This is a genomic window from Kordiimonas laminariae, from assembly GCF_023008165.1.
Lineage (GTDB): Bacteria > Pseudomonadota > Alphaproteobacteria > Sphingomonadales > Kordiimonadaceae > Kordiimonas > Kordiimonas laminariae.
Window position 1 is genome coordinate 1 of the sequence record NZ_JAKQZA010000006.1, and the last position, 18527, is coordinate 18527.

At 46.5% G+C, this 18527-nt stretch carries 18 protein-coding genes and 2 tRNA genes; 14 read left to right on the top strand and 6 right to left on the bottom strand.

What is annotated here, in order from left to right; all coding sequences use genetic code 11:
• The 3 genes from MF542_RS12965 to MF542_RS12975 form a co-directional block, all read right to left on the bottom strand.
• Positions 1-86, bottom strand: a tRNA-Leu gene (locus tag MF542_RS12965).
• A gap of 189 nt (positions 87-275) precedes the next feature.
• The gene (locus MF542_RS12970; protein ID WP_247020132.1) at positions 276-1766 is read right to left on the bottom strand and encodes an NAD(P)H-hydrate dehydratase; all 1491 of its coding nucleotides are present in this window, start codon (positions 1764-1766) and stop codon (positions 276-278) included.
• Between the two features lie 84 nt (positions 1767-1850).
• Positions 1851-1927 (bottom strand) — tRNA-His (locus MF542_RS12975).
• A 286-nt stretch (positions 1928-2213) separates the two neighbouring features.
• On the opposite strand from MF542_RS12975, the gene MF542_RS12980 reads away from it, so the two are divergent.
• From MF542_RS12980 to MF542_RS12990, 3 genes are all read left to right on the top strand, one after another.
• Positions 2214-2552, top strand: coding sequence for a P-II family nitrogen regulator (locus MF542_RS12980; protein WP_247020134.1), 339 nt, complete (start codon positions 2214-2216; stop codon positions 2550-2552).
• A 46-nt stretch (positions 2553-2598) separates the two neighbouring features.
• On the top strand, positions 2599-4023 hold the full coding sequence (gene glnA, locus MF542_RS12985) for a type I glutamate--ammonia ligase (protein WP_247020136.1): 1425 nt from the start codon (positions 2599-2601) through the stop codon (positions 4021-4023).
• Positions 4024-4187: 164 nt separating this feature from the next.
• The gene (locus tag MF542_RS12990) at positions 4188-4736 is read left to right on the top strand and encodes a hypothetical protein (RefSeq protein WP_343264892.1); all 549 of its coding nucleotides are present in this window, start codon (positions 4188-4190) and stop codon (positions 4734-4736) included.
• A 27-nt stretch (positions 4737-4763) separates the two neighbouring features.
• Here MF542_RS12990 and MF542_RS12995 read toward each other — a convergent pair whose 3' ends face one another.
• Positions 4764-4964, bottom strand: coding sequence for a hypothetical protein (locus MF542_RS12995; protein ID WP_247020139.1), 201 nt, complete (start codon positions 4962-4964; stop codon positions 4764-4766).
• A 277-nt stretch (positions 4965-5241) separates the two neighbouring features.
• Between MF542_RS12995 and parE the strand changes: the two genes are divergently transcribed.
• The gene (parE, locus tag MF542_RS13000) at positions 5242-7218 is read left to right on the top strand and encodes a DNA topoisomerase IV subunit B (protein WP_247020141.1); all 1977 of its coding nucleotides are present in this window, start codon (positions 5242-5244) and stop codon (positions 7216-7218) included.
• Positions 7219-7229: 11 nt separating this feature from the next.
• Here the strand turns inward: parE and MF542_RS13005 are convergent, their stop codons facing one another.
• Positions 7230-7709 (bottom strand): winged helix-turn-helix transcriptional regulator, encoded by a 480-nt coding sequence (locus tag MF542_RS13005; protein WP_247020143.1) that lies wholly within the window; start codon positions 7707-7709, stop codon positions 7230-7232.
• A 151-nt stretch (positions 7710-7860) separates the two neighbouring features.
• Here MF542_RS13005 and MF542_RS13010 point away from each other — a divergent pair, with 151 nt between their 5' ends.
• From MF542_RS13010 to MF542_RS13055, 10 genes are all read left to right on the top strand, one after another.
• The gene (locus MF542_RS13010) at positions 7861-8586 is read left to right on the top strand and encodes an SDR family NAD(P)-dependent oxidoreductase (protein WP_247020145.1); all 726 of its coding nucleotides are present in this window, start codon (positions 7861-7863) and stop codon (positions 8584-8586) included.
• 11 nt (positions 8587-8597) lie between these two features.
• Positions 8598-9182 (top strand): 2-hydroxychromene-2-carboxylate isomerase, encoded by a 585-nt coding sequence (locus tag MF542_RS13015; RefSeq protein ID WP_247020147.1) that lies wholly within the window; start codon positions 8598-8600, stop codon positions 9180-9182.
• A gap of 165 nt (positions 9183-9347) precedes the next feature.
• Positions 9348-10583 carry a DEAD/DEAH box helicase gene (locus MF542_RS13020; protein ID WP_255832766.1) on the top strand — a complete coding sequence of 412 codons (1236 nt, stop codon included), beginning with the start codon at positions 9348-9350 and terminating at the stop codon, positions 10581-10583.
• Between the two features lie 77 nt (positions 10584-10660).
• Positions 10661-11452 (top strand): enoyl-CoA hydratase-related protein, encoded by a 792-nt coding sequence (locus MF542_RS13025; RefSeq protein ID WP_247020151.1) that lies wholly within the window; start codon positions 10661-10663, stop codon positions 11450-11452.
• An 80-nt stretch (positions 11453-11532) separates the two neighbouring features.
• Complete coding sequence (locus MF542_RS13030) at positions 11533-12315, top strand: MlaE family ABC transporter permease (protein WP_247020153.1); 783 nt, start codon at positions 11533-11535, stop codon at positions 12313-12315.
• On the top strand, positions 12315-13085 hold the full coding sequence (locus MF542_RS13035; RefSeq protein ID WP_247020156.1) for an ABC transporter ATP-binding protein: 771 nt from the start codon (positions 12315-12317) through the stop codon (positions 13083-13085). Before MF542_RS13030 ends, MF542_RS13035 begins: the two co-directional genes overlap by 1 nt.
• Entirely contained in the window at positions 13085-14455 is a 1371-nt protein-coding gene (gene radA / locus MF542_RS13040; protein ID WP_247020158.1) for a DNA repair protein RadA, read from the top strand. Before MF542_RS13035 ends, radA begins: the two co-directional genes overlap by 1 nt.
• Before the next feature lie 18 nt (positions 14456-14473).
• Positions 14474-15148, top strand: a complete 675-nt coding sequence (locus MF542_RS13045; protein ID WP_247020160.1) for a CvpA family protein — start codon at positions 14474-14476, stop codon at positions 15146-15148.
• A gap of 106 nt (positions 15149-15254) precedes the next feature.
• Entirely contained in the window at positions 15255-16733 is a 1479-nt protein-coding gene (purF, locus tag MF542_RS13050; protein ID WP_247020162.1) for an amidophosphoribosyltransferase, read from the top strand.
• Positions 16734-16736: 3 nt separating this feature from the next.
• Positions 16737-17474, top strand: coding sequence for an SDR family NAD(P)-dependent oxidoreductase (locus tag MF542_RS13055; RefSeq protein ID WP_247020164.1), 738 nt, complete (start codon positions 16737-16739; stop codon positions 17472-17474).
• Positions 17475-17521: 47 nt separating this feature from the next.
• Here MF542_RS13055 and meaB read toward each other — a convergent pair whose 3' ends face one another.
• On the bottom strand, positions 17522-18511 hold the full coding sequence (meaB, locus tag MF542_RS13060; protein ID WP_247020166.1) for a methylmalonyl Co-A mutase-associated GTPase MeaB: 990 nt from the start codon (positions 18509-18511) through the stop codon (positions 17522-17524).
• Positions 18512-18527 lie beyond the last annotated feature (16 nt).

Below are 18527 nucleotides of genomic sequence, written 5' to 3' on the forward strand. Positions count from 1 at the left end.
TGGTGCGGGTGGAGGGACTTGAACCCCCACGTCCGAAGGACACCAGAACCTAAATCTGGCGCGTCTACCAATTTCGCCACACCCGCAAACCAAACAATGACCAATGCCTTCGGATGCATATAAACAGGTCATCTATGTAAGTAACAACAAACGTTGTCGTGCCGCGCTCGGCGGCTGTGAGGGGGCTTATAAGCAGCCCTTCAAAAGAGCACAAGTATTTTTTTTAATTATTTCGTAAAAAAGCATAGCTCTTTTCTCGAAACCGCGGAAAACCTTTAAGGTAGCGCAGCGGATAAAAATTTGAGGAGGTCAGAAGCAATCATACCGCGCCCCGCTTTGTTAGCGGCCTCACCGTGAATCCATACGCCCGCCGCAGCTGCTTCGAAAGCCGGCATGCCCTGAACTACAAGGCTGGCGATAATCCCCGAAAGTACATCTCCTGTCCCCCCCACAGAAAGATAAGCCGGCGCATTTGATGTAATGGCCACACGCCCATCTGGCGCAGCAATAAGCGTTGAAACCCCTTTAAGAACAACAACTGCGTTAATTCGCTTAGATGCTGCCCTTACCGCCGCTATTCTATCTACCATAATATCCAGATCCGGGAACAACCGTGCAAATTCACCATCGTGAGGGGTCAACACCTTCTGACAATCATAATCTGCCAATATTTCTGCTCGCCCCTGCAAGCTGGTAAGCGCATCTGCATCCAACACCATATGGCGTTCTTTTTCCCCCGCGTGTTGGATAAGCTCGATAGTCTTCTCACCCACACCTGCGCCGGGACCTAAAAGAACAGTGGTTATTCTTGCGTCAGACATAACCCCAACAAAACCAAAAACAGAATCAAACCTACGCACCATTACATCTGTAAGCACACTTGCTTGAATTGAATAGGTCTCAGATGGAGCAGCTAGAGTAACAAGTCCTGCCCCAGCCCTCAACGCACTAATGCTGGCAAGCCGGGAAGCCCCCAAAGTAGGCTCTCTACCGCCAAGTACTAATAAATGACCACGGTCATATTTATGCGTTGCGGGCCCCATACACGGGTAACATGCGCTCCAAAGCCCCGGTTCGTTTGCAAAATGATTCGAATCGATTGAGTCGTAAACAGCTTTTCCAATGCCGATATCAGCTACATGGACGTTATCAACACCACCGCATAAAAAACGGCCCGGTGCAATCATATGACCAGGTTTTTTACTTGAAAACGTTACAGTAGCATCCGCCGAGAAGCACAACCCAAACGGAATGCCATTTTCTGCATTCAACCCGCTTGGCACATCAATAGCAAACCGAAATGCATCAACTGTATTTGCAGTTTCGATAACATCAACGACAGCACCTTCAAGTGGCCGATCTTGCCCTGTTCCGAATAATGCATCCACAATAACAGACGCTTTACTGCAATCTACGGAAGCCATTGAAATAGTTGGGCCTTCCCAACGCTTAAGGGCCACCGCAGCATCTCCCTTAAGATTAGTTTCAGCACACGAAAGAGCTACTTTTACCGGGTAGCCCCAATCATCTAGATGCCGCGCAATAACAAAACCATCGCCACCATTATTGCCTGGACCACACAAAATGAGTATCTCGCCACCGGCCTCAATTGGGGTGCCAATATATTCTACTAGAATATCAGCGGCAGCTCTACCCGCCGCCTCCATCAGGGACCAACCACTGGTACCATTTTGGATAGCCCATTCATCAGCTTCTCGCGCTTCAGCTGGCGTTAATAAAATATGATCGTGTGGTGACTGTATCACTGTATTTGTTCCCCCTTGGAATCGGGGGCAGTGTACCAAAAGAAAAAAGCCCCGAAAGGGGCTTCTTAAAAAAAACTTTCAGAGTGGGGCGAGTAACCGGATTTGAACCGGCGGCCCCCAGAATCACAATCTGGTGCTCTAACCAACTGAGCTATACCCGCCACGTCTCTGAGAGTGGGCGCTTATGTATTCCCTACTCTCTTATTCGTCAAGCAAGAAATCACACCTTTTTTTATATTTTTTCATTTTTAGCAGAAACCTTGCGTGAGTGAAAGATTACAGTTTTTTGCTCACCCCGTAATCACATGCACATTTTTTAGGCACTTAAATGCACAAACTTTCATAATTCGTTATTAAAAAATCAGTGAAACAAGCCACATCTTATGCATATGATAGTTGGCACATTCCCTGCTAAAGCATTCACTAAATCTGTTAATGGTAAGTAAAATGAAAAAAATCGAAGCTATTATTAAGCCATTCAAATTGGACGAAGTCAAAGAAGCTCTCCACGATATTGGCATTTCAGGCATCACAGTAATTGAAGCAAAGGGATTCGGACGCCAAAAAGGCCATACCGAGTTATACCGCGGTGCTGAATATGTTGTTGATTTTGTCCCGAAAGTAAAAATCGAAGTTGTTATTGAAGATGATCAGGCTGAACGCGCTGTAGAAGCAATTAAAAACGCCGCCCACACAGGCCGCATTGGCGATGGCAAAATCTTCGTTAGCCATATCGAAGAAGCAATTCGCATTCGTACCGGTGAAACCGGCAATGACGCAGTATAATTAACAAGCCCAAAGCTGTATGATAATTAATGTAAGGGAATAAAGCATGTCTAAGTATAGTAATTTAAGTAACGAAGAGTTTCTCGCTCTTGTAAAAGAAACAAATGCAGAATGGGTTGATCTACGTTTTACCGATCCAAAAGGCAAATGGCAGCACCTTACAATGGATGCTGACGTTGTTGACGAAGACATGCTTGAAGAAGGTGTAATGTTCGATGGTTCATCAATCGCTGGCTGGAAAGCTATCAATGAATCCGACATGATCCTGAAACCAGATCTTTCAGCGGTAACACTTGATCCCTTCACAGCAGACGTAACAATCGTTGTATTCTGTGACATCGTAGAACCAGCAACGGGTCAAGGCTATGGTCGTGATCCACGCTCTACAGCAAAGCGAGCTGAAGAATACCTTAAGTTCACTGGTGTTGGTGACACAGCTTACTTTGGTTCTGAGCCAGAGTTCTTCGTATTTGATGATGTGAAATTCCGCGTTGGCTATAATGGTGCATCATACGAAATTGACGATGTAGAAGGCCCATATAATTCCGCTCGTTCATATGATGAAGGCAACTATGGCCACCGTCCACGCGCTAAAGGTGGTTATTTCCCTGTAGCTCCAGTTGATAGCTGTGTTGATCTCCGGGGTGAAATGGTGAAGGTCCTCAAAGAAATGGGCCTTCAAATGGATAAGCACCACCATGAAGTTGCCGCTTCTCAACACGAGCTTGGCATGATGTTCTCTACGCTCGTAGAAACTGCTGATAACGTTCAGATCTATAAGTACGGCGTTCACCAGGTTGCTCACACATACGGTAAAACAGCGACTTTCATGCCTAAGCCTGTAGCTGAAGATAATGGTTCAGGTATGCACGTTCACCAATCAATCTGGAAAGATGGTGATCCAACATTTGCGGGGGGTAGCTATGCTGATCTTTCCGAAACAGCCCTTTATTACATTGGCGGTATCATTAAGCACGCCAAAGCAATCAATGCTTTCACTAATCCAAGCACAAACAGCTACAAACGTTTGGTGCCGGGCTTTGAAGCACCAGTGCTTCTAGCCTATTCTGCACGTAACCGTTCAGCTTCTTGCCGTATTCCTTACGGCTCCAGCCCGAAAGCAAAACGTGTTGAAGTTCGCTTCCCTGATGCAACAGCGAACCCATATTATGCATTTGCAGCGATGATGATGGCTGGCCTAGACGGTATCCAGAACAAGATTCACCCAGGTGAAGCGATGGACAAAGATCTGTATGCCCTTCCACCAGAAGAGCTTAAAGGCGTTCCAACAGTTGCAAGCTCGCTTGATGAAGCGTTAAACGCACTAGACGCTGACCGTGAGTTCCTTAAGAAAGGTGACGTGTTCACAGATGATCAGATCGACGCTTACATTGATCTGAAGCGTGAAGAAGTTGATCGCTTGAACCTCACTCCACATCCGGTAGAGTTTGATATGTACTACAGTGCATAAACGATAAAAATTTCGCGATTAAGGCTCTGATTTCGATCAGGGCCTTATTTTTTTACATTCCGCTAACCATTTCTGGTGTTTACTTATTGCTATCAGAAAAATATAAGCTCGTTGTTTGGGGGAACGAGTAGTTAAGAGCTGTTCCTTGTTAAGGCATATAATTGATGCAACTTGAGTATAACGCAGATCAAAAAGCGCTTCAGCCAGAATTGGTCGCAGCCAATATCAACCCAGAAAGCTTTCTGGCGACAGACTATCTGAACCATTTCAATGAAATTGTTATGCTTCTGGAGATGATTCCAGATATGCCAGATATTGTAGAAGAAGCAGCTGAATGGGAACCCAAAAGCTACCCTCAGCACTTTGAAGATAGCGGTTTTCAGGCCAAACAACTTGCTATAAAAGCATTCGAGATCGCCCCTACTCCAATTCGAAAAGCATTTGACCGGAACAAAACTGAACTGGATCAATTGCTCAGCTCTACAATTGCGGGCCTTATGTCTTTGAACGTAATAGAGCGTGGCTTAGCGCCTGCGGCAGCCGAACTTATCAGAACTCGCATTCAACAGGCCCAAGACCTGCTATTGAAGCTTAATCAGGTGATTCACGGGAAACTTGATGAAGAAATCGAGTATGACGATACTATGCCAATTGAAGAGCATGATGCTGAAGAAGTTCAGTCACAGGCTGATATTGATAAGCTGTTCGATTAATCAAACAGACAAGAACACTTAAAGGCTCTATTGCAGAGCCTTTACAAAACCTTCTTTTTTTCGAAGTACGGAGAGAGACACAGTTTTTGTGAGCTCTGGGTAATCCTCTCTCGCTAAACTGATAAGCGGAAACTCACTCATGTCAACATCACTGATCCGCTTCACCACCCATATAGAAACACCACCTTCTGTCTCAAGATAACGGTCACCAACCTCAATATCGAACACCGACTTTTCCTGAAGAGCTGTATCAAAAGCCCTGCGTATTAAGCTAGCTGGATGGAAACTATTCATGAATTGCCTTTCACGTTCGTTTTCTGCCCAACACATTAGCAGGAAAAGTGTTTAAATAAGGTTTACAGAATGCTGCTAAACTTCAAATTAACAGGCAGCATACACCATATATATTACATTTATATATTAAAAACACAATATATAGACCTTCTTGACGTAACTGCCTAGCTAGTTTACCTCCTAGTTTAAGCATTAATTTTAGGGTGGGTTTATGAGCGATCTGTTTGAAGTACAGCAAACAAAAACAGACTATTCTGCTAAGGACATTGAAGTCCTTGAAGGTCTAGAACCGGTAAGACAAAGACCGGGCATGTATATTGGCGGTACAGACGAACGCGCACTCCATCACCTATTTGCAGAAATTCTTGATAACTCAATGGATGAAGCAGTTGCTGGCCATGCAAGCCGCATCAATGTAACGCTTCACGAGAACGGTTCGGTATCCATTGCTGATAATGGCCGCGGTATCCCAACAGACCCGCACCCCAAATACCCAGGAAAATCTGCTCTAGAGGTGATTCTAACTACCCTTCACTCAGGCGGTAAGTTTAATTCCGACGCTTATGCAACATCAGGCGGTCTTCACGGCGTAGGTATTTCTGTTGTGAACGCTCTTTCCTCTGAAATGAGCATTGAAGTAGCGCGAGATAAGAAACTTTGGAAGCAGACATACTCTCGCGGTAAAACAACCTCTGGCCTAGAAGATATGGGTTCCGTGAGTAACCGCCGCGGCACAAAAATTAACTTCCTGCCGGATACAGAGATTTTTGGTGAAAAAGCCGCCCTTAAGCCTGCTCGTATTTATAAGATGACACGCTCAAAGGCGTATCTTTTCCGGGGCGTTGAAATTAAATTCAAGTGCGATGCTGCACTGCTTCAAGAAGGCGATGAAACACCACAGGAAGCAACACTGCACTTCCCCGGTGGTTTATCTGACTTCCTATCAGAAACGCTGAAGAAGCGTTCATGTGTGACTGAAGAACCTTTTGCGGGATTCGTTAAATTCCCCGATGAAGCGGGGCAGGTAGAATGGGCCGTTCAGTGGCCAGAGTTTGGCGATGGTTTCTCCAGCAGCTACTGTAATACTATTCCTACCCCTCAAGGCGGCACCCACGAAAACGGTATGCGCGGCGCTTTACTTAAGGGCCTTAAAGCTTACGCCGATATCGCAGGTCAGAAAAAAGCTGCACAGCTTACCTCTGAAGATATAACAGGTTCTTCATGTGGTATGCTTTCTGTTTTCATTCGCGATCCGCAATTCCAAGGCCAGACAAAAGATAAGCTTTCAACACCTGATGCGCAGCGTTTAACAGAAAACGCTATTCGTGATGCGTTCGATAACTGGCTTGCAGAGAACCCTGATAGAGCCAACAGCTTGCTTACTTGGGCGCTTGAACGCCTTGAAGAACGCCTCCGCCGCAAGCAGGAACGTGAGATCAAACGTAAGACGGCTGTTGGCAAGCGTAAACTTCGCCTACCGGGTAAACTAACTGATTGCTCAAGCGAAGATCCTGAAGGCACTGAAATTTACATCGTGGAAGGTGATTCTGCGGGCGGTTCCGCCAAGCAGGCGCGTAACCGTAAAACCCAAGCCATTCTTCCCATCCGTGGTAAGATCCTCAATGTTGCAAGCGCTACGCGAGATAAGATTGCAGCCAACCAGGAAGTAAGAGACCTTATCCAGGCTCTTGGTTGCGGTACGCGTGAACATTATGATGGTGATGCACTTCGCTACGAAAAAGTCATCATCATGACTGATGCGGACGTGGATGGTGCCCATATTGCTACACTTTTGATGACCTTCTTCTTCCAGGAAATGCCTGGCATGGTGAAAGAAGGTCGCCTATTCCTTGCCCAACCACCACTTTACCGCTTAGCTAAAGGCGGAAAAGTCCTTTATGCTCGTGATGACGAACATAAAGATGAACTGATGGCTTCTGAATTCAGCGGTAAAGGCAAGGTTGAGATCAGCCGATTTAAAGGTCTGGGTGAAATGCCGCCTGCCCAACTTAAAGAAACCACCATGGAAGTAAAAAACCGTACACTGCTGCGTGTAACACTTCCTCCAGAATATGGTGAACGTGCTGATGTAAACCGCCTCGTTGATGATTTGATGGGTAAGAAACCGGAAAAACGCTTTGAATTCATACGTGACAACGCGGCTGACATTGATCAGCTAGATATCTAAACCAAAGGCAGCTATTCAGCTGCCTTTTTCATTAGCATTTCTTTGGCAGCCGGTGAAAACCGCGAAGTTAATTCCTCTCTTGGAATAACGTCACCCTCAGTATTTCTGATGCCTTGATAAGGTATAGATATACCACTTCTTTTATCTAGCAGTTCAAGTGGCGGTCCACTTTCATGTGGCTCCCACTTGTCACCCCACTGCATCAATGCAACGAGCACAGGCTGCAGGTCCCAGCCCTTTTCTGTAAGAATATACTCACTGTACTTCGACCCATTCCTGTCCGGGATTTTTTTCATGATTCCAGCTTCCGTAAGGTCCTTCAGACGGGCAGATAAAATATTCTTAGCGATACCCAAACTTTCCTGAAACTCGCGAAATCGTGTTTGTCCGTAAAAAGCATTACGTACAATCATGAATGACCACCAGTGTCCCACATGATCAAGCGTTCTAGCTACAGAACACGGCATTTCTGAAAAGGACGTGCGTTTCACACATTGCTCCACTATAACTGGTTGCATTATTAAACAAGAATCAGTACGATCCATTTAGTTTCATTATAAAACCACACTGATCATACTTTGATCCATTGGTTTTATCAATGTGTAGCTTCAAATGACGCTACGTTACGCTTGGGGAATTAAAATGGTAGAAAAAGTTGCCTTAATTATAGGCGCCGGCGATGCAATCGGTAGCGCAATAGTGAGAAAGTTTGCCGCTAAAGGCTTAACCGTATGCGCAGCCCGTAGAAACGGCGACAAACTCACCCCACTTATTCAAGAATTAAATGAAGCTGGCATGAAAGCTCATGCCTTCAGCTGCGATGCTCGCAAGGAAGAAGAAATTACCAACCTCTTCCAACATATTGAAGAAAACATTGGCGAACTGGACGCAGTTATCTTCAATGTAGGTGCCAATGTGCCGATGAGCATTCTTGCAACCGATAGCCGGAAATTCTTTAAGATATGGGAAATGGCATGTTTTGCTGGTTTCCTGAGCGGTAGAGAAGCCGCACGCTACATGACCAAGCGCAAACAAGGAACAATCATCTTTACTGGTGCAACCGCCAGCATGCGTGGTGCTGCGGGCTTTGCAGCATTCGCAAGCGCTAAGCACGGACTTAGAGCGCTTGCCCAAAGCATGGCACGCGAACTTGGCCCTCAGAACATACATGTAGCGCACGTAGTTATTGATGCCGCAGTAGATACAGAATGGATACAAGGCTTCTTGCCGGACTATGCCGATAAGAAAGCAAATGAAGGCATCGTCGAACCATCTGATTTAGCTAAGAATTATATCCACCTATATGAACAGCCGAAAAATGCCTGGACGTTTGAACTGGATGTTCGGCCCTATATGGAAAAATGGTAAGGGAATTTAACATGACAGAACTTGATTTTTACTTTGATTTTGGTAGCCCAACAGCCTTTCTTGCATACAAGCGCCTTCAGCAGTTAAAAAAGCAGTACGACCTGAACATCACATATAAGCCCATGCTTTTGGGTGGCGTCTTTAAAGCTACAGGAAATAGTTCTCCAGCCTTTATCCCCGCTAAAGGTCAATATATGATGATGCATGACCTACCCCGTTTTCAGAAACGCTATGGTGTGAACTTTAATCACAACCCCAATTTTCCAATCAATACACTACCTTTGATGCGTGCAGCTCTGGCAGCAGAACAACTTGGCTGCTTTGATAGCTTTATTGAAGCAACGTTCAATGCCATGTGGATTGATGAAAAAAATATGGGAGATTTAGAGGTAATCAGCTCCGTCCTTTCAGAAGCTGGCCTTGATACCGCGGCCATTTTTGAAGCATCACAGTCACCTGATGTTAAATCAGGCCTGATCAAAGCAACAGAAGCAGCTGTTGAACGCGGAGTGTTTGGTGCTCCAACCATGTTTATTGGTGATGAAATGTTCTTCGGACAAGACCGCCTGGATTTTGTAGAAGATCAACTTAAATAGCGTTAATTAAGAATTACCGCTCTCTCTGAGTGGTAATTCGCACACCCTTTCCTTCTAAAACCTCACTTTTACCCCATATTTCGCACGAAATTGCTTTCATTGATTGACATTCGGATGCGGAAACCTATTCTGCCGCCAAACTGGTTTTGAGAAATGGTAGATTACATGGGTTTTGATCTCTTAGGATTAAGTGAACCAACTTTAGCAGCGGTTTCAGAAGCGGGCTATGATAAGCCTACTCCTATTCAGGCGCAGGCTATTCCGCAATGCCTGATGGGCCGTGATGTTCTAGGGATCGCCCAAACAGGTACAGGTAAAACTGCATCTTTCACTCTTCCAATGATTGATATCCTTACAGAAGGCCGCGCCCGCGCCCGTATGCCGCGCTCTCTCATTCTTGAACCTACCCGGGAATTAGCTGCTCAGGTAGCGGAGAGCTTTGAGAAATACGGTAAGAACCACAAACTATCCATGGCGCTTCTGATTGGCGGTGTAAACTTTGCTGATCAAGAAAAGGCACTAGACCGCGGTGTAGATGTTCTTATCGCGACACCAGGGCGTCTGCTTGATCACTTTGAACGCGGTAAACTGCTTCTTAACGGTATTGATATTCTCGTAATTGATGAAGCAGACCGTATGCTTGATATGGGCTTCATCCCTGACGTGGAAAAAATCTGCGAACGCATTACGAAGAAGCACCAAACACTGTTTTTCTCGGCCACAATGGCAAAGCCAATCCAGAAACTTACAGACCGTTTTCTTGATGATCCTAAAAAGATTGAAGTCGCTCGTGCATCTTCAACTGCCCAAACCATTGAGCAATCCGTTGTAACAGTACATTACCGCGAAAAACGTAAAGCACTCCGCAAGCTGCTTAAGGAAGAGAATATCACTAACGGTATTATCTTTTGTAACCGCAAGCGTGATGTGAAAGATGTATACGATTCACTGCACCGGCACGGCTTCAGCGTAGGTCAATTACATGGCGATATGGCACAAAGTGAGCGCCTGGAAGTTCTTCAAGGCTTTAAAGACAATAAAATTCAAACACTTGTAGCTTCTGATGTTGCGGCTCGCGGTCTTGATGTTGCCGATTTGAGCCACGTATTCAATTTTGATGTGCCAAACCATGCTGAAGATTATGTACACCGTATTGGTCGTACGGGCCGTGCAGGTAAAAAAGGTAAAGCCATCACCTTCTCAACAGGCGGCAAGGACGACACTCGGTACCTTAAGGCGATCGAAGACCTAACAGGAAAGAAAATTCCTGATGGCGGTAAGATTGATCTTACACCGCCAAAACCAAAGCTTGCCTCAGATGATATGCCTAAAGAGCCATTTGTTGGCTTTGGCCCAGCTACTCCTGCCTTTTTCCATACTGAAATAGCTGCATCTAAATAACATTTAGCTTGCCCACAAAGCATGTTGTTCTAGTTCATCTTTTCAGAACGACATGCTCAGGTGGGAGGAACAAGCAAATGTCAAATTATGAAAATATCCTGTTTGATATCAGTGATGGCCTAGCAACTATCACATTAAATCGCCCTGACCGTTTGAATGCATTAAGCAACGGTATGAAAGCAGATATGCTTGATGCCGTCCGTAAAATCGCTCTCCCTGATAGCGGCGTACGCGCCCTTCTGATCACAGGGAATGGTCGAGGTTTCTGCGCAGGAGCAGATTTGGCAGAGGGAGGCCTCGGCGCAGGCACAGCAGACCCTGGTGCCAACTTGATGGAAACCTACCATCCTCTTCTTCTGGAGCTCTCAGAACTTAATATACCTGTTGTTTCAGCTGTAAACGGTGTAGCCGCTGGCGCAGGTATGAGTATTGCTATTTCCGCAGATATCGTACTGGCCTCAACATCCGCATACTTCCTTCAAGCCTTTGTGAATATTGGCCTCATACCAGATGCTGGCAGCACATACATTCTTCCTCGTCTCATTGGTAACGCAAAAGCCAAAGCAATGATGATGCTTGGGGAGAAAGTCCCTGCTGAAACAGCACTTGAATGGGGTATGATTTATGACGTTGTCGAAGATGAAAAACTAACTGACACAGCTTCCACTCTCGCTAGGAAACTGGCATCAGGCCCAACACAGGCTCTCAATGGGATTAAACAATTAATCAAAGGCAGCATGAACAATAGCTATGCAGAACAACTGCAAGCAGAAGCAATGACACAGCGCGGGGCTGGCAGAACAACAGACTGTGTTGAAGGTGTAACAGCCTTCCTTCAAAAACGCGAAGCGAACTTTACTGGCCGTTAAATTGCCACTTTTCCTGTTGACTAAAGGTCAGCTAGGTGCGACTAGCGTTTAGAACATATAGGAAACAAACGGGCATTTTAGTGAATAATCCTCTCGCTACAGTAGGCAGTATCATCTTAGGGGCGCTAGCTGAACTTGGTCGGCTAGCCTCATTTGCAGGCAACAGCATCAGCCATATCGTGCGCCCCCCAATTTATTGGCGTCTTATTGCGCAGCAAATGTGGCTAATTGGGTATAACAGCCTGCCTGTTGTGGGCCTGACAGCCCTTTTCACAGGTGCTGCACTCGCACAGCAAATTTATGTAGGCGGTAGCAGATTTAATGCTGAATCTGTGGTACCCGGCGTTGTAGTGATCGCGATTGTACGAGAGCTTGGCCCTGTACTTGGTGGCTTAATGGTAGCTGGCCGAGTTTCAAGTGCAATGGCAGCTGAGCTCGGCACTATGCGTGTAACCGAGCAAATTGACGCTCTTGTCACCTTATCAACCGACCCGTTCAAATATCTAATTGCCCCGCGTCTTCTGGCAGCAGTTATTACACTGCCAATTCTTGTTCTTATCGCGAATATCATCGGTGTTCTCGGTGGTTACTTGATCGGTACAGAACGTTTAGATCTTAACGCCGCAACTTATATTACAGTAACGGTTGATTTCCTTGAGCAAGCAGATGTCGTTTCTTCACTGGTAAAGGCTGCAGTTTTCGGATTCTTCATTGCACTAATGGGCAGCTATCACGGCTATAACAGCAGAGGCGGCGCCCAAGGCGTTGGTAAAGCAACCACTAATGCTGTAGTCTCTGCCTTTATTGCTATCCTTCTAGCTAACCTCATCATCACAGTAATTGTGTTCGGAGGTGCTGCATAATGTCTTCTATGATCAAACTAGAAAATGTGAAAAAGTCATTTGGAAACAAACACATCCTGCAAGGGGTAAACCTTGAGGTTCAGAAAGGTCAATCGCTTGTTATCATTGGTGGTTCAGGCACTGGTAAGTCAGTAACGCTTAAATGTGTGCTAGGCCTATTGCAGCCGGATAGTGGTGCCATTTATGTAGACGGTAAAGAGGTAACCTCTGCCAGTAATAGCGAGCGAAAAAAAGCACTTCATAAATTTGGCATGCTTTTTCAGGGTGCTGCGCTCTTTGATAGTATCAAAGTTTGGGAAAATGTGGCTTTCGGTCTTATCCAAGGCAAAGGTCTCAACAAAAAAGATGCTAAAGAAATCGCAATTGAGAAACTACGCCGTGTTGGCCTCTCCCCTGATGTAGGCGAACTATCGCCTGCAGAACTCTCAGGAGGCATGCAAAAACGTGTTGGTCTTGCCCGTGCTATTGCAACCGAGCCAGAGATCATCTTTTTTGATGAACCGACGACTGGTCTAGATCCTATTATGGCCGATGTTATCAATGATTTGATTGTTGAATGCGTGAAAGATCTTGGTGCCACCACCATGACTATTACCCATGATATGGCCAGTGCCCGCAAGATAGCAGACCGCATTGCAATGCTTTATAAAGGCGAGATCATCTGGGAAGGCAATAAAGACCAGATCGATAATTCCGGCAATGCATATGTTCAACAATTCATTACAGGCAGTGCCCATGGCCCTATTGAAATGGAGCTTTTGAAACCATAATGGCTAAAGTTCTTAAATCATACGTATGTGGCAGTTGTGGTGCAGCTTACCGAAAATGGCAAGGTAAGTGCGATGAATGCAATGAATGGAACACCATTGAAGAAGAGAAAGCTGCGGTTTCAGGCGCGCCTAAAGGCCTGAGCGGCAAAAAAGGCAGCCATGTAAATCTGGTTTCCCTTGACGAACCAATTGAAGAAGCCCCTCGCCTCCTTACAGGAATTAGCGAGCTTGATCGGGCCCTCGGCGGTGGCCTTGTGCCCGGGAGCGCCATTCTTATTGGTGGCGACCCAGGCATTGGTAAGTCTACCCTGCTTTTGCAGGCTATGGGAGAGCTAGCTAATAAAGGTGAGGACTGCATCTATATCTCTGGTGAGGAAGCAACTGCGCAAGTACAGATGCGCGCAAACCGCCTTGGCCTTAAAGGTGCGCCTCTCAAGTTGGGCTGTGAAACCAGCCTTAGGGATATCCTTACGACACTTGATGAAGGCAAGCCTCCCAAAGTAGTGGTAATCGATTCTATCCAGACCCTTTTCGCAGACCATGTAGAATCAGCCCCTGGTACCGTAAGTCAGGTACGCGTTTGTGCTCACGAACTCATTAGTTTCGCAAAACGCCGTGGTACAGTTGTCTTAATCGTAGGTCACGTAACAAAAGACGGCCAGATTGCAGGGCCACGCGTACTTGAACATATGGTGGATACAGTTCTCTATTTTGAAGGTGATCGTGGCCACCAGTTCCGTATCCTTCGAGCAGTAAAGAACCGTTTTGGTGGCACCGATGAAATCGGCGTCTTTGAAATGACAGGCGGCGGCCTGAATGTGGTGACAAACCCATCAGCCCTATTCCTTGCTGATCATAATAGCCGTGAACCCGGCTCTGCAGTATTCGCAGGCATTGAGGGCTCACGCCCAGTTCTTGTGGAAATTCAGGCGCTCGTTGCTCGATCAAGCGCTGCCAATCCCCGCCGAGCGGTCGTCGGTTGGGACAGTGGTCGTTTGGCCATGGTTCTCGCTGTTCTTGATGCCCGCGCGGGCTTAGGCCTTGCAGGCTGCGATGTATATCTAAACGTAGCTGGAGGCCTAAAGGTTACAGAGCCTGCTGCAGACGCCGCCGTTGCTGCAGCACTTATCTCCAGCCTCTCACAAGTCGCACTTCCCGAAGAAACGGTAGTGTTTGGCGAAATCGCCCTATCAGGCGATATTCGCGCTGTTTCACAAACAGAAGCGCGCCTCAAAGAATCAGCTAAACTAGGTTTTTCTCGTGCAATGTTGCCATCCAGCAAAAAAGCTGATGTAAACGCTATTCAACAACAAGGCATGGCCCGTGTGGGAGACTTGGTTGCACACTTCTTCCCTGAAGGTATAGAATAAGACGAACAGGAGCATATTATGGAAGTTTCAAGCTTAACTGCTTTTGATGTCGGTGTTCTCGCGATTGTTGGCCTCTCTACAATTATGGCCTTTGGGCGCGGCTTTGCCACTGTTGCACTATCTTTTGCAGCATGGGCAGGAGCTCTACTTGCTACCATTTTTGGTACCCAACTTATTCTTCCCTATGCTTCGGAATATATCCAACCTAAGGAACTAGCCGATATTATCAGCTATGTTGGCGTTTTCTTTGTTAGCTTATTCGTTCTTAAGTTTTTAGGGAGCAGTATTGGTTCTGCGATCAAAGACAGCCCTGTTGGCTTCTTAGACCGTTCCCTTGGTGCACTTTTTGGGCTTCTTAGGGGTATGGTCATTGTTTCCATTCTCTATCTAGGTTTCATAAAAATCTTCCCAAATGAGGAGCAACCAGAATGGATGGAACAAGCTCGACTTAAACCTCTTGTGGCCTGGGGCGCTGAAATGCTTGAAGGTTATGCCGCCGAGGCGCTTGGAAAAGACCCTAAAAAAGTGGGTGAAGATTATTTGGAAGCTGCAAGCGATGCGGTGGAAAGCCAGTTCATTGAAGAGGCTCGCGAAAGGCTTGCCAAAGAATACAAAGACTTAGACCGGGAAAAGCTTGATGAGCTTCTCAAAGATGTTGTCGAAGAGAAGAAGAAAAAAGACGGCTCAACGTAATATTTCTGCAAAAGTGCAAAATTGCATCTAGTCATTTCAAGCATCAGCGGATATACGGTGCGGGCGGCAAAGAGCCGCGGGTGAAGGTAACTGCAGGACTAATTTCATGGCGAATCAGCTCCCCCTTTCCACCAACCCGTTTGATGATGACAAGCTGCGGGAAGAATGCGGCGTCTTCGGCATCTACGGTACACCAGACGCTACGGCGCACTGTACTCTCGGGTTACACGCACTTCAACACCGAGGGCAGGAAGCTGCCGGCATTACCGCTTTGGATGGAGAAACTTTCCATACCAAGCGCGTTCTTGGTCATGTTGCTGATAATTTTACCAGTCAGGATGTGATCGATAGTTTACCGGGCAATGCCGCCATTGGTCACGTCCGTTATTCCACCACTGGTGATACAATTTTAAGAAACTGTCAGCCGCTCTTTGCAGAATTTGCATCGGGCGGTTTTGCTATTGCGCACAATGGCAACCTGACAAACGCGACGCATCTCCGTAAATCACTGGTGCAGCGCGGCTCCATTTTCCAGAGCACATCTGATACGGAAACAATCATTCACCTGATTGCGACCAGCAAGTTCAGAACTCTGATTGACCGTTTCGTGGATGCTATTGGCCAGATCGAGGGTGCTTACGCGCTTGTCAGTCTTACAAAAGAAGGTCTAATTGGTTTCCGTGATCCACTTGGCGTTCGTCCTCTTGTGCTTGGTAAACTCGATAACTCATACATCATGTGCTCAGAAACCTGCGCACTGGATATTATTGGTGCTGAATATGTACGCGATGTTGAACCAGGCGAGCTGATCATCATCACAGATGAAGGTCTATCAAGCCATAAACCATTTCCTGAAGAGAATGCTCGCCCTTGTATTTTTGAGCATGTTTATTTCTCTCGCCCGGATAGCCTGACTGACGGTATGAGCGTTTATGAAGCTCGTAAAAACATCGGTGCTGAACTAGCACGGGAATTCCCCGTTGATGCGGATATGGTTATACCTGTGCCGGACTCTGGTGTACCTGCTGCTATTGGATATGCGCAGGAAAGCTCTATCCCATTTGAACTTGGTATTATCCGTAACCATTATGTTGGCCGGACATTTATTGAACCAAGTGACCAGATCCGTCACCTCGGTGTAAAACTGAAGCTAAATGCCAATAGTAACCAGATCAAAGGCAAGAAAATTGTCTTGATTGATGATTCTATCGTGCGCGGTACAACATCGATGAAAATCGTAACCATGATGCGTGAAGCAGGCGCTGCTGAAGTACACATGCGTATTGCTTCTCCTCCAACAGCACATAGCTGCTTCTACGGCGTTGATACACCAGAACGGAAAAAGCTACTTGCCGCTCGTATGGATGTGGATGCGATGAAAGAGCACATTAAAGCTGATTCCCTTGCATTTGTGTCCATTGACGGGCTATATCGCGCAGTGAACCACAAAGAAGGCCGGAATAGCAAATGCCCGGCTTATTGTGATGCATGTTTTACAGGTGAGTATCCAACTTTCCTTACTGATCAAAACCAAAAAGATCAGGGTGAAGATCAATTGGATATGATTGCCTCTACAGGATCGTAAGGAATGAGTAAAACTCTAGAAGGCCGCTTGGCACTTGTGACAGGCGCATCTCGCGGTATTGGTCGTGAAGTCGCTCTTGAACTCGCAAGACAAGGCGCTGATATCATCGCTATCGCTCGCAACCGCTCTCAAGGTGCCCTTGAAGAGTTGGATGATGAAATACAGGCATTAGGCAGCAATTGTACTATTGCACCAATGGATATCCGTGATGGTGATGCGATTGACCGTTTAGGTGCCGCTATCTACGAGCGCTGGGGCAAATTGGATATTATGGTGGCTAATGCTGCTGTACTTGGCCCTATTTCCCCAATTGGCCATATCGGGGTAAAAGACTGGGCTGAACTTGTTGAAGTGAATATAACAAGTAATTTCCGCCTTATTCGTTCGATGGATCTTCTCCTCAAGAAATCTGATGCAGGCCGTGCAATCTTCGTAACATCCGCTGCAGCTGGTAAACACCGTGCTTACTGGGGTGGTTATGCAGCAACAAAAGCAGCTGTTGAAGAGCTTGCGCTGACATACGCAGCAGAATGCGGAATTACATCAATTCGTACGAATGTTATTGACCCGGGGCCAATCCGTACACACATGCGCGCACTTGCCGTTCCTGGTGAAGATCCAAATACTCTGCCAACGCCAGATCAAATTGCGCCGCTCTTTGCTGAATTGGCATCACCAGAATGCGATAAGAATGGCGAAGTAGTTAAATTCTATGATTGGGCGGGTATCAAACGCGCTTAATTAAGAATGAGATAGAGTATAAAAGCCCGGCCAGTTAGCCGGGCTTTTTATTTGGAACTATATAGGGCTAGTAATTTTTCAGTAGCAGTCGACACTGTTGTTTTTCCGTCTTTCACTGCCGCTTCGATACTTTCCCAGTTTCCTGCAACATCTTCAGATGCATAAAAGCTATCCAACAACCTGTCCTGGATTTGGCTTTTGAGCCAATAAAGTCTCTGTTGCTCACGGCGTTGCTGCCTTTCACCAGATGCATCCATTAACTTCCGGTGCTTCTCGACCCGGGCCCATAGTTCCGGCACACCAGTACCAGTAAGGCCAGCACATGCAACAACAGGAGGGTGCCAAGTTGGACTTGCGTCTGTCATGATATGGAGCGCGGATTTATATTCCCGCATCGCTTGCTTGAGTTTCTGCTCAAAGATATCGGCTTTATTGACAGCTACCATATCCGCTAGTTCAAGGATGCCTTTTTTAATCCCCTGTAACTCGTCCCCTGCTCCCGGAAGCATAAGCACAAGGAAGAAATCTACCATATCGGCAACCATGGTTTCCGATTGACCTGTACCAACAGTCTCCACCAGCACGGTATCATACCCAGCAGCCTCAAGGATCACCATCGTTTCGCGGGTTGCTCGAGCGACACCACCCAGCACACCAGCACTTGGACTTGGCCTGATAAAAGCATTTTCATCGGCAGAAAGAAGATCCATCCGAGTTTTATCACCAAGGATTGAACCTCCGGTTCGGGAGCTAGACGGATCTACCGCTAACACCGCTACCTTATGGCCTTCACCTGTGAGCCAACAGCCCAGGTTTTCAATAAAAGTAGACTTTCCAACCCCCGGCACGCCAGAAATACCAACCCTCTGCGCTTTACCCGCGAATGGAAGAAGTTTGTGTAAAAGCTCTTGTGCTTTTTCTTGATGCTTTGCGTTGCGGCTTTCAACAAGTGTAATCGCACGACCAATCATCGCGCGATCACCTGTTCTTACCGCTTCAAAAAGCGTCTCTACTGAAAGCTGGTTAATAGAAACCACGTAGCATTTTCCTATG

Excerpts from the sequence above, each read along its gene's own strand:
- glnA (WP_247020136.1), top strand. The coding sequence starts at position 2,599 with ATGTCTAAGTATAGTAATTTAAGTAACGAAGAGTTTCTCGCTCTTGTA.
- parE (WP_247020141.1), top strand. The coding sequence starts at position 5,242 with ATGAGCGATCTGTTTGAAGTACAGCAAACAAAAACAGACTATTCTGCT.
- MF542_RS13020 (WP_255832766.1), top strand. The coding sequence starts at position 9,348 with ATGGGTTTTGATCTCTTAGGATTAAGTGAACCAACTTTAGCAGCGGTT.
- MF542_RS13010 (WP_247020145.1), top strand. The coding sequence starts at position 7,861 with ATGGTAGAAAAAGTTGCCTTAATTATAGGCGCCGGCGATGCAATCGGT.
- MF542_RS13015 (WP_247020147.1), top strand. The coding sequence starts at position 8,598 with ATGACAGAACTTGATTTTTACTTTGATTTTGGTAGCCCAACAGCCTTT.
- radA (WP_247020158.1), top strand. The coding sequence starts at position 13,085 with ATGGCTAAAGTTCTTAAATCATACGTATGTGGCAGTTGTGGTGCAGCT.
- purF (WP_247020162.1), top strand. The coding sequence starts at position 15,255 with ATGGCGAATCAGCTCCCCCTTTCCACCAACCCGTTTGATGATGACAAG.
- MF542_RS12980 (WP_247020134.1), top strand. The coding sequence starts at position 2,214 with ATGAAAAAAATCGAAGCTATTATTAAGCCATTCAAATTGGACGAAGTC.
- MF542_RS13025 (WP_247020151.1), top strand. The coding sequence starts at position 10,661 with ATGTCAAATTATGAAAATATCCTGTTTGATATCAGTGATGGCCTAGCA.
- MF542_RS12990 (WP_343264892.1), top strand. The coding sequence starts at position 4,188 with ATGCAACTTGAGTATAACGCAGATCAAAAAGCGCTTCAGCCAGAATTG.
- MF542_RS13045 (WP_247020160.1), top strand. The coding sequence starts at position 14,474 with ATGGAAGTTTCAAGCTTAACTGCTTTTGATGTCGGTGTTCTCGCGATT.
- MF542_RS13055 (WP_247020164.1), top strand. The coding sequence starts at position 16,737 with ATGAGTAAAACTCTAGAAGGCCGCTTGGCACTTGTGACAGGCGCATCT.
- MF542_RS13035 (WP_247020156.1), top strand. The coding sequence starts at position 12,315 with ATGTCTTCTATGATCAAACTAGAAAATGTGAAAAAGTCATTTGGAAAC.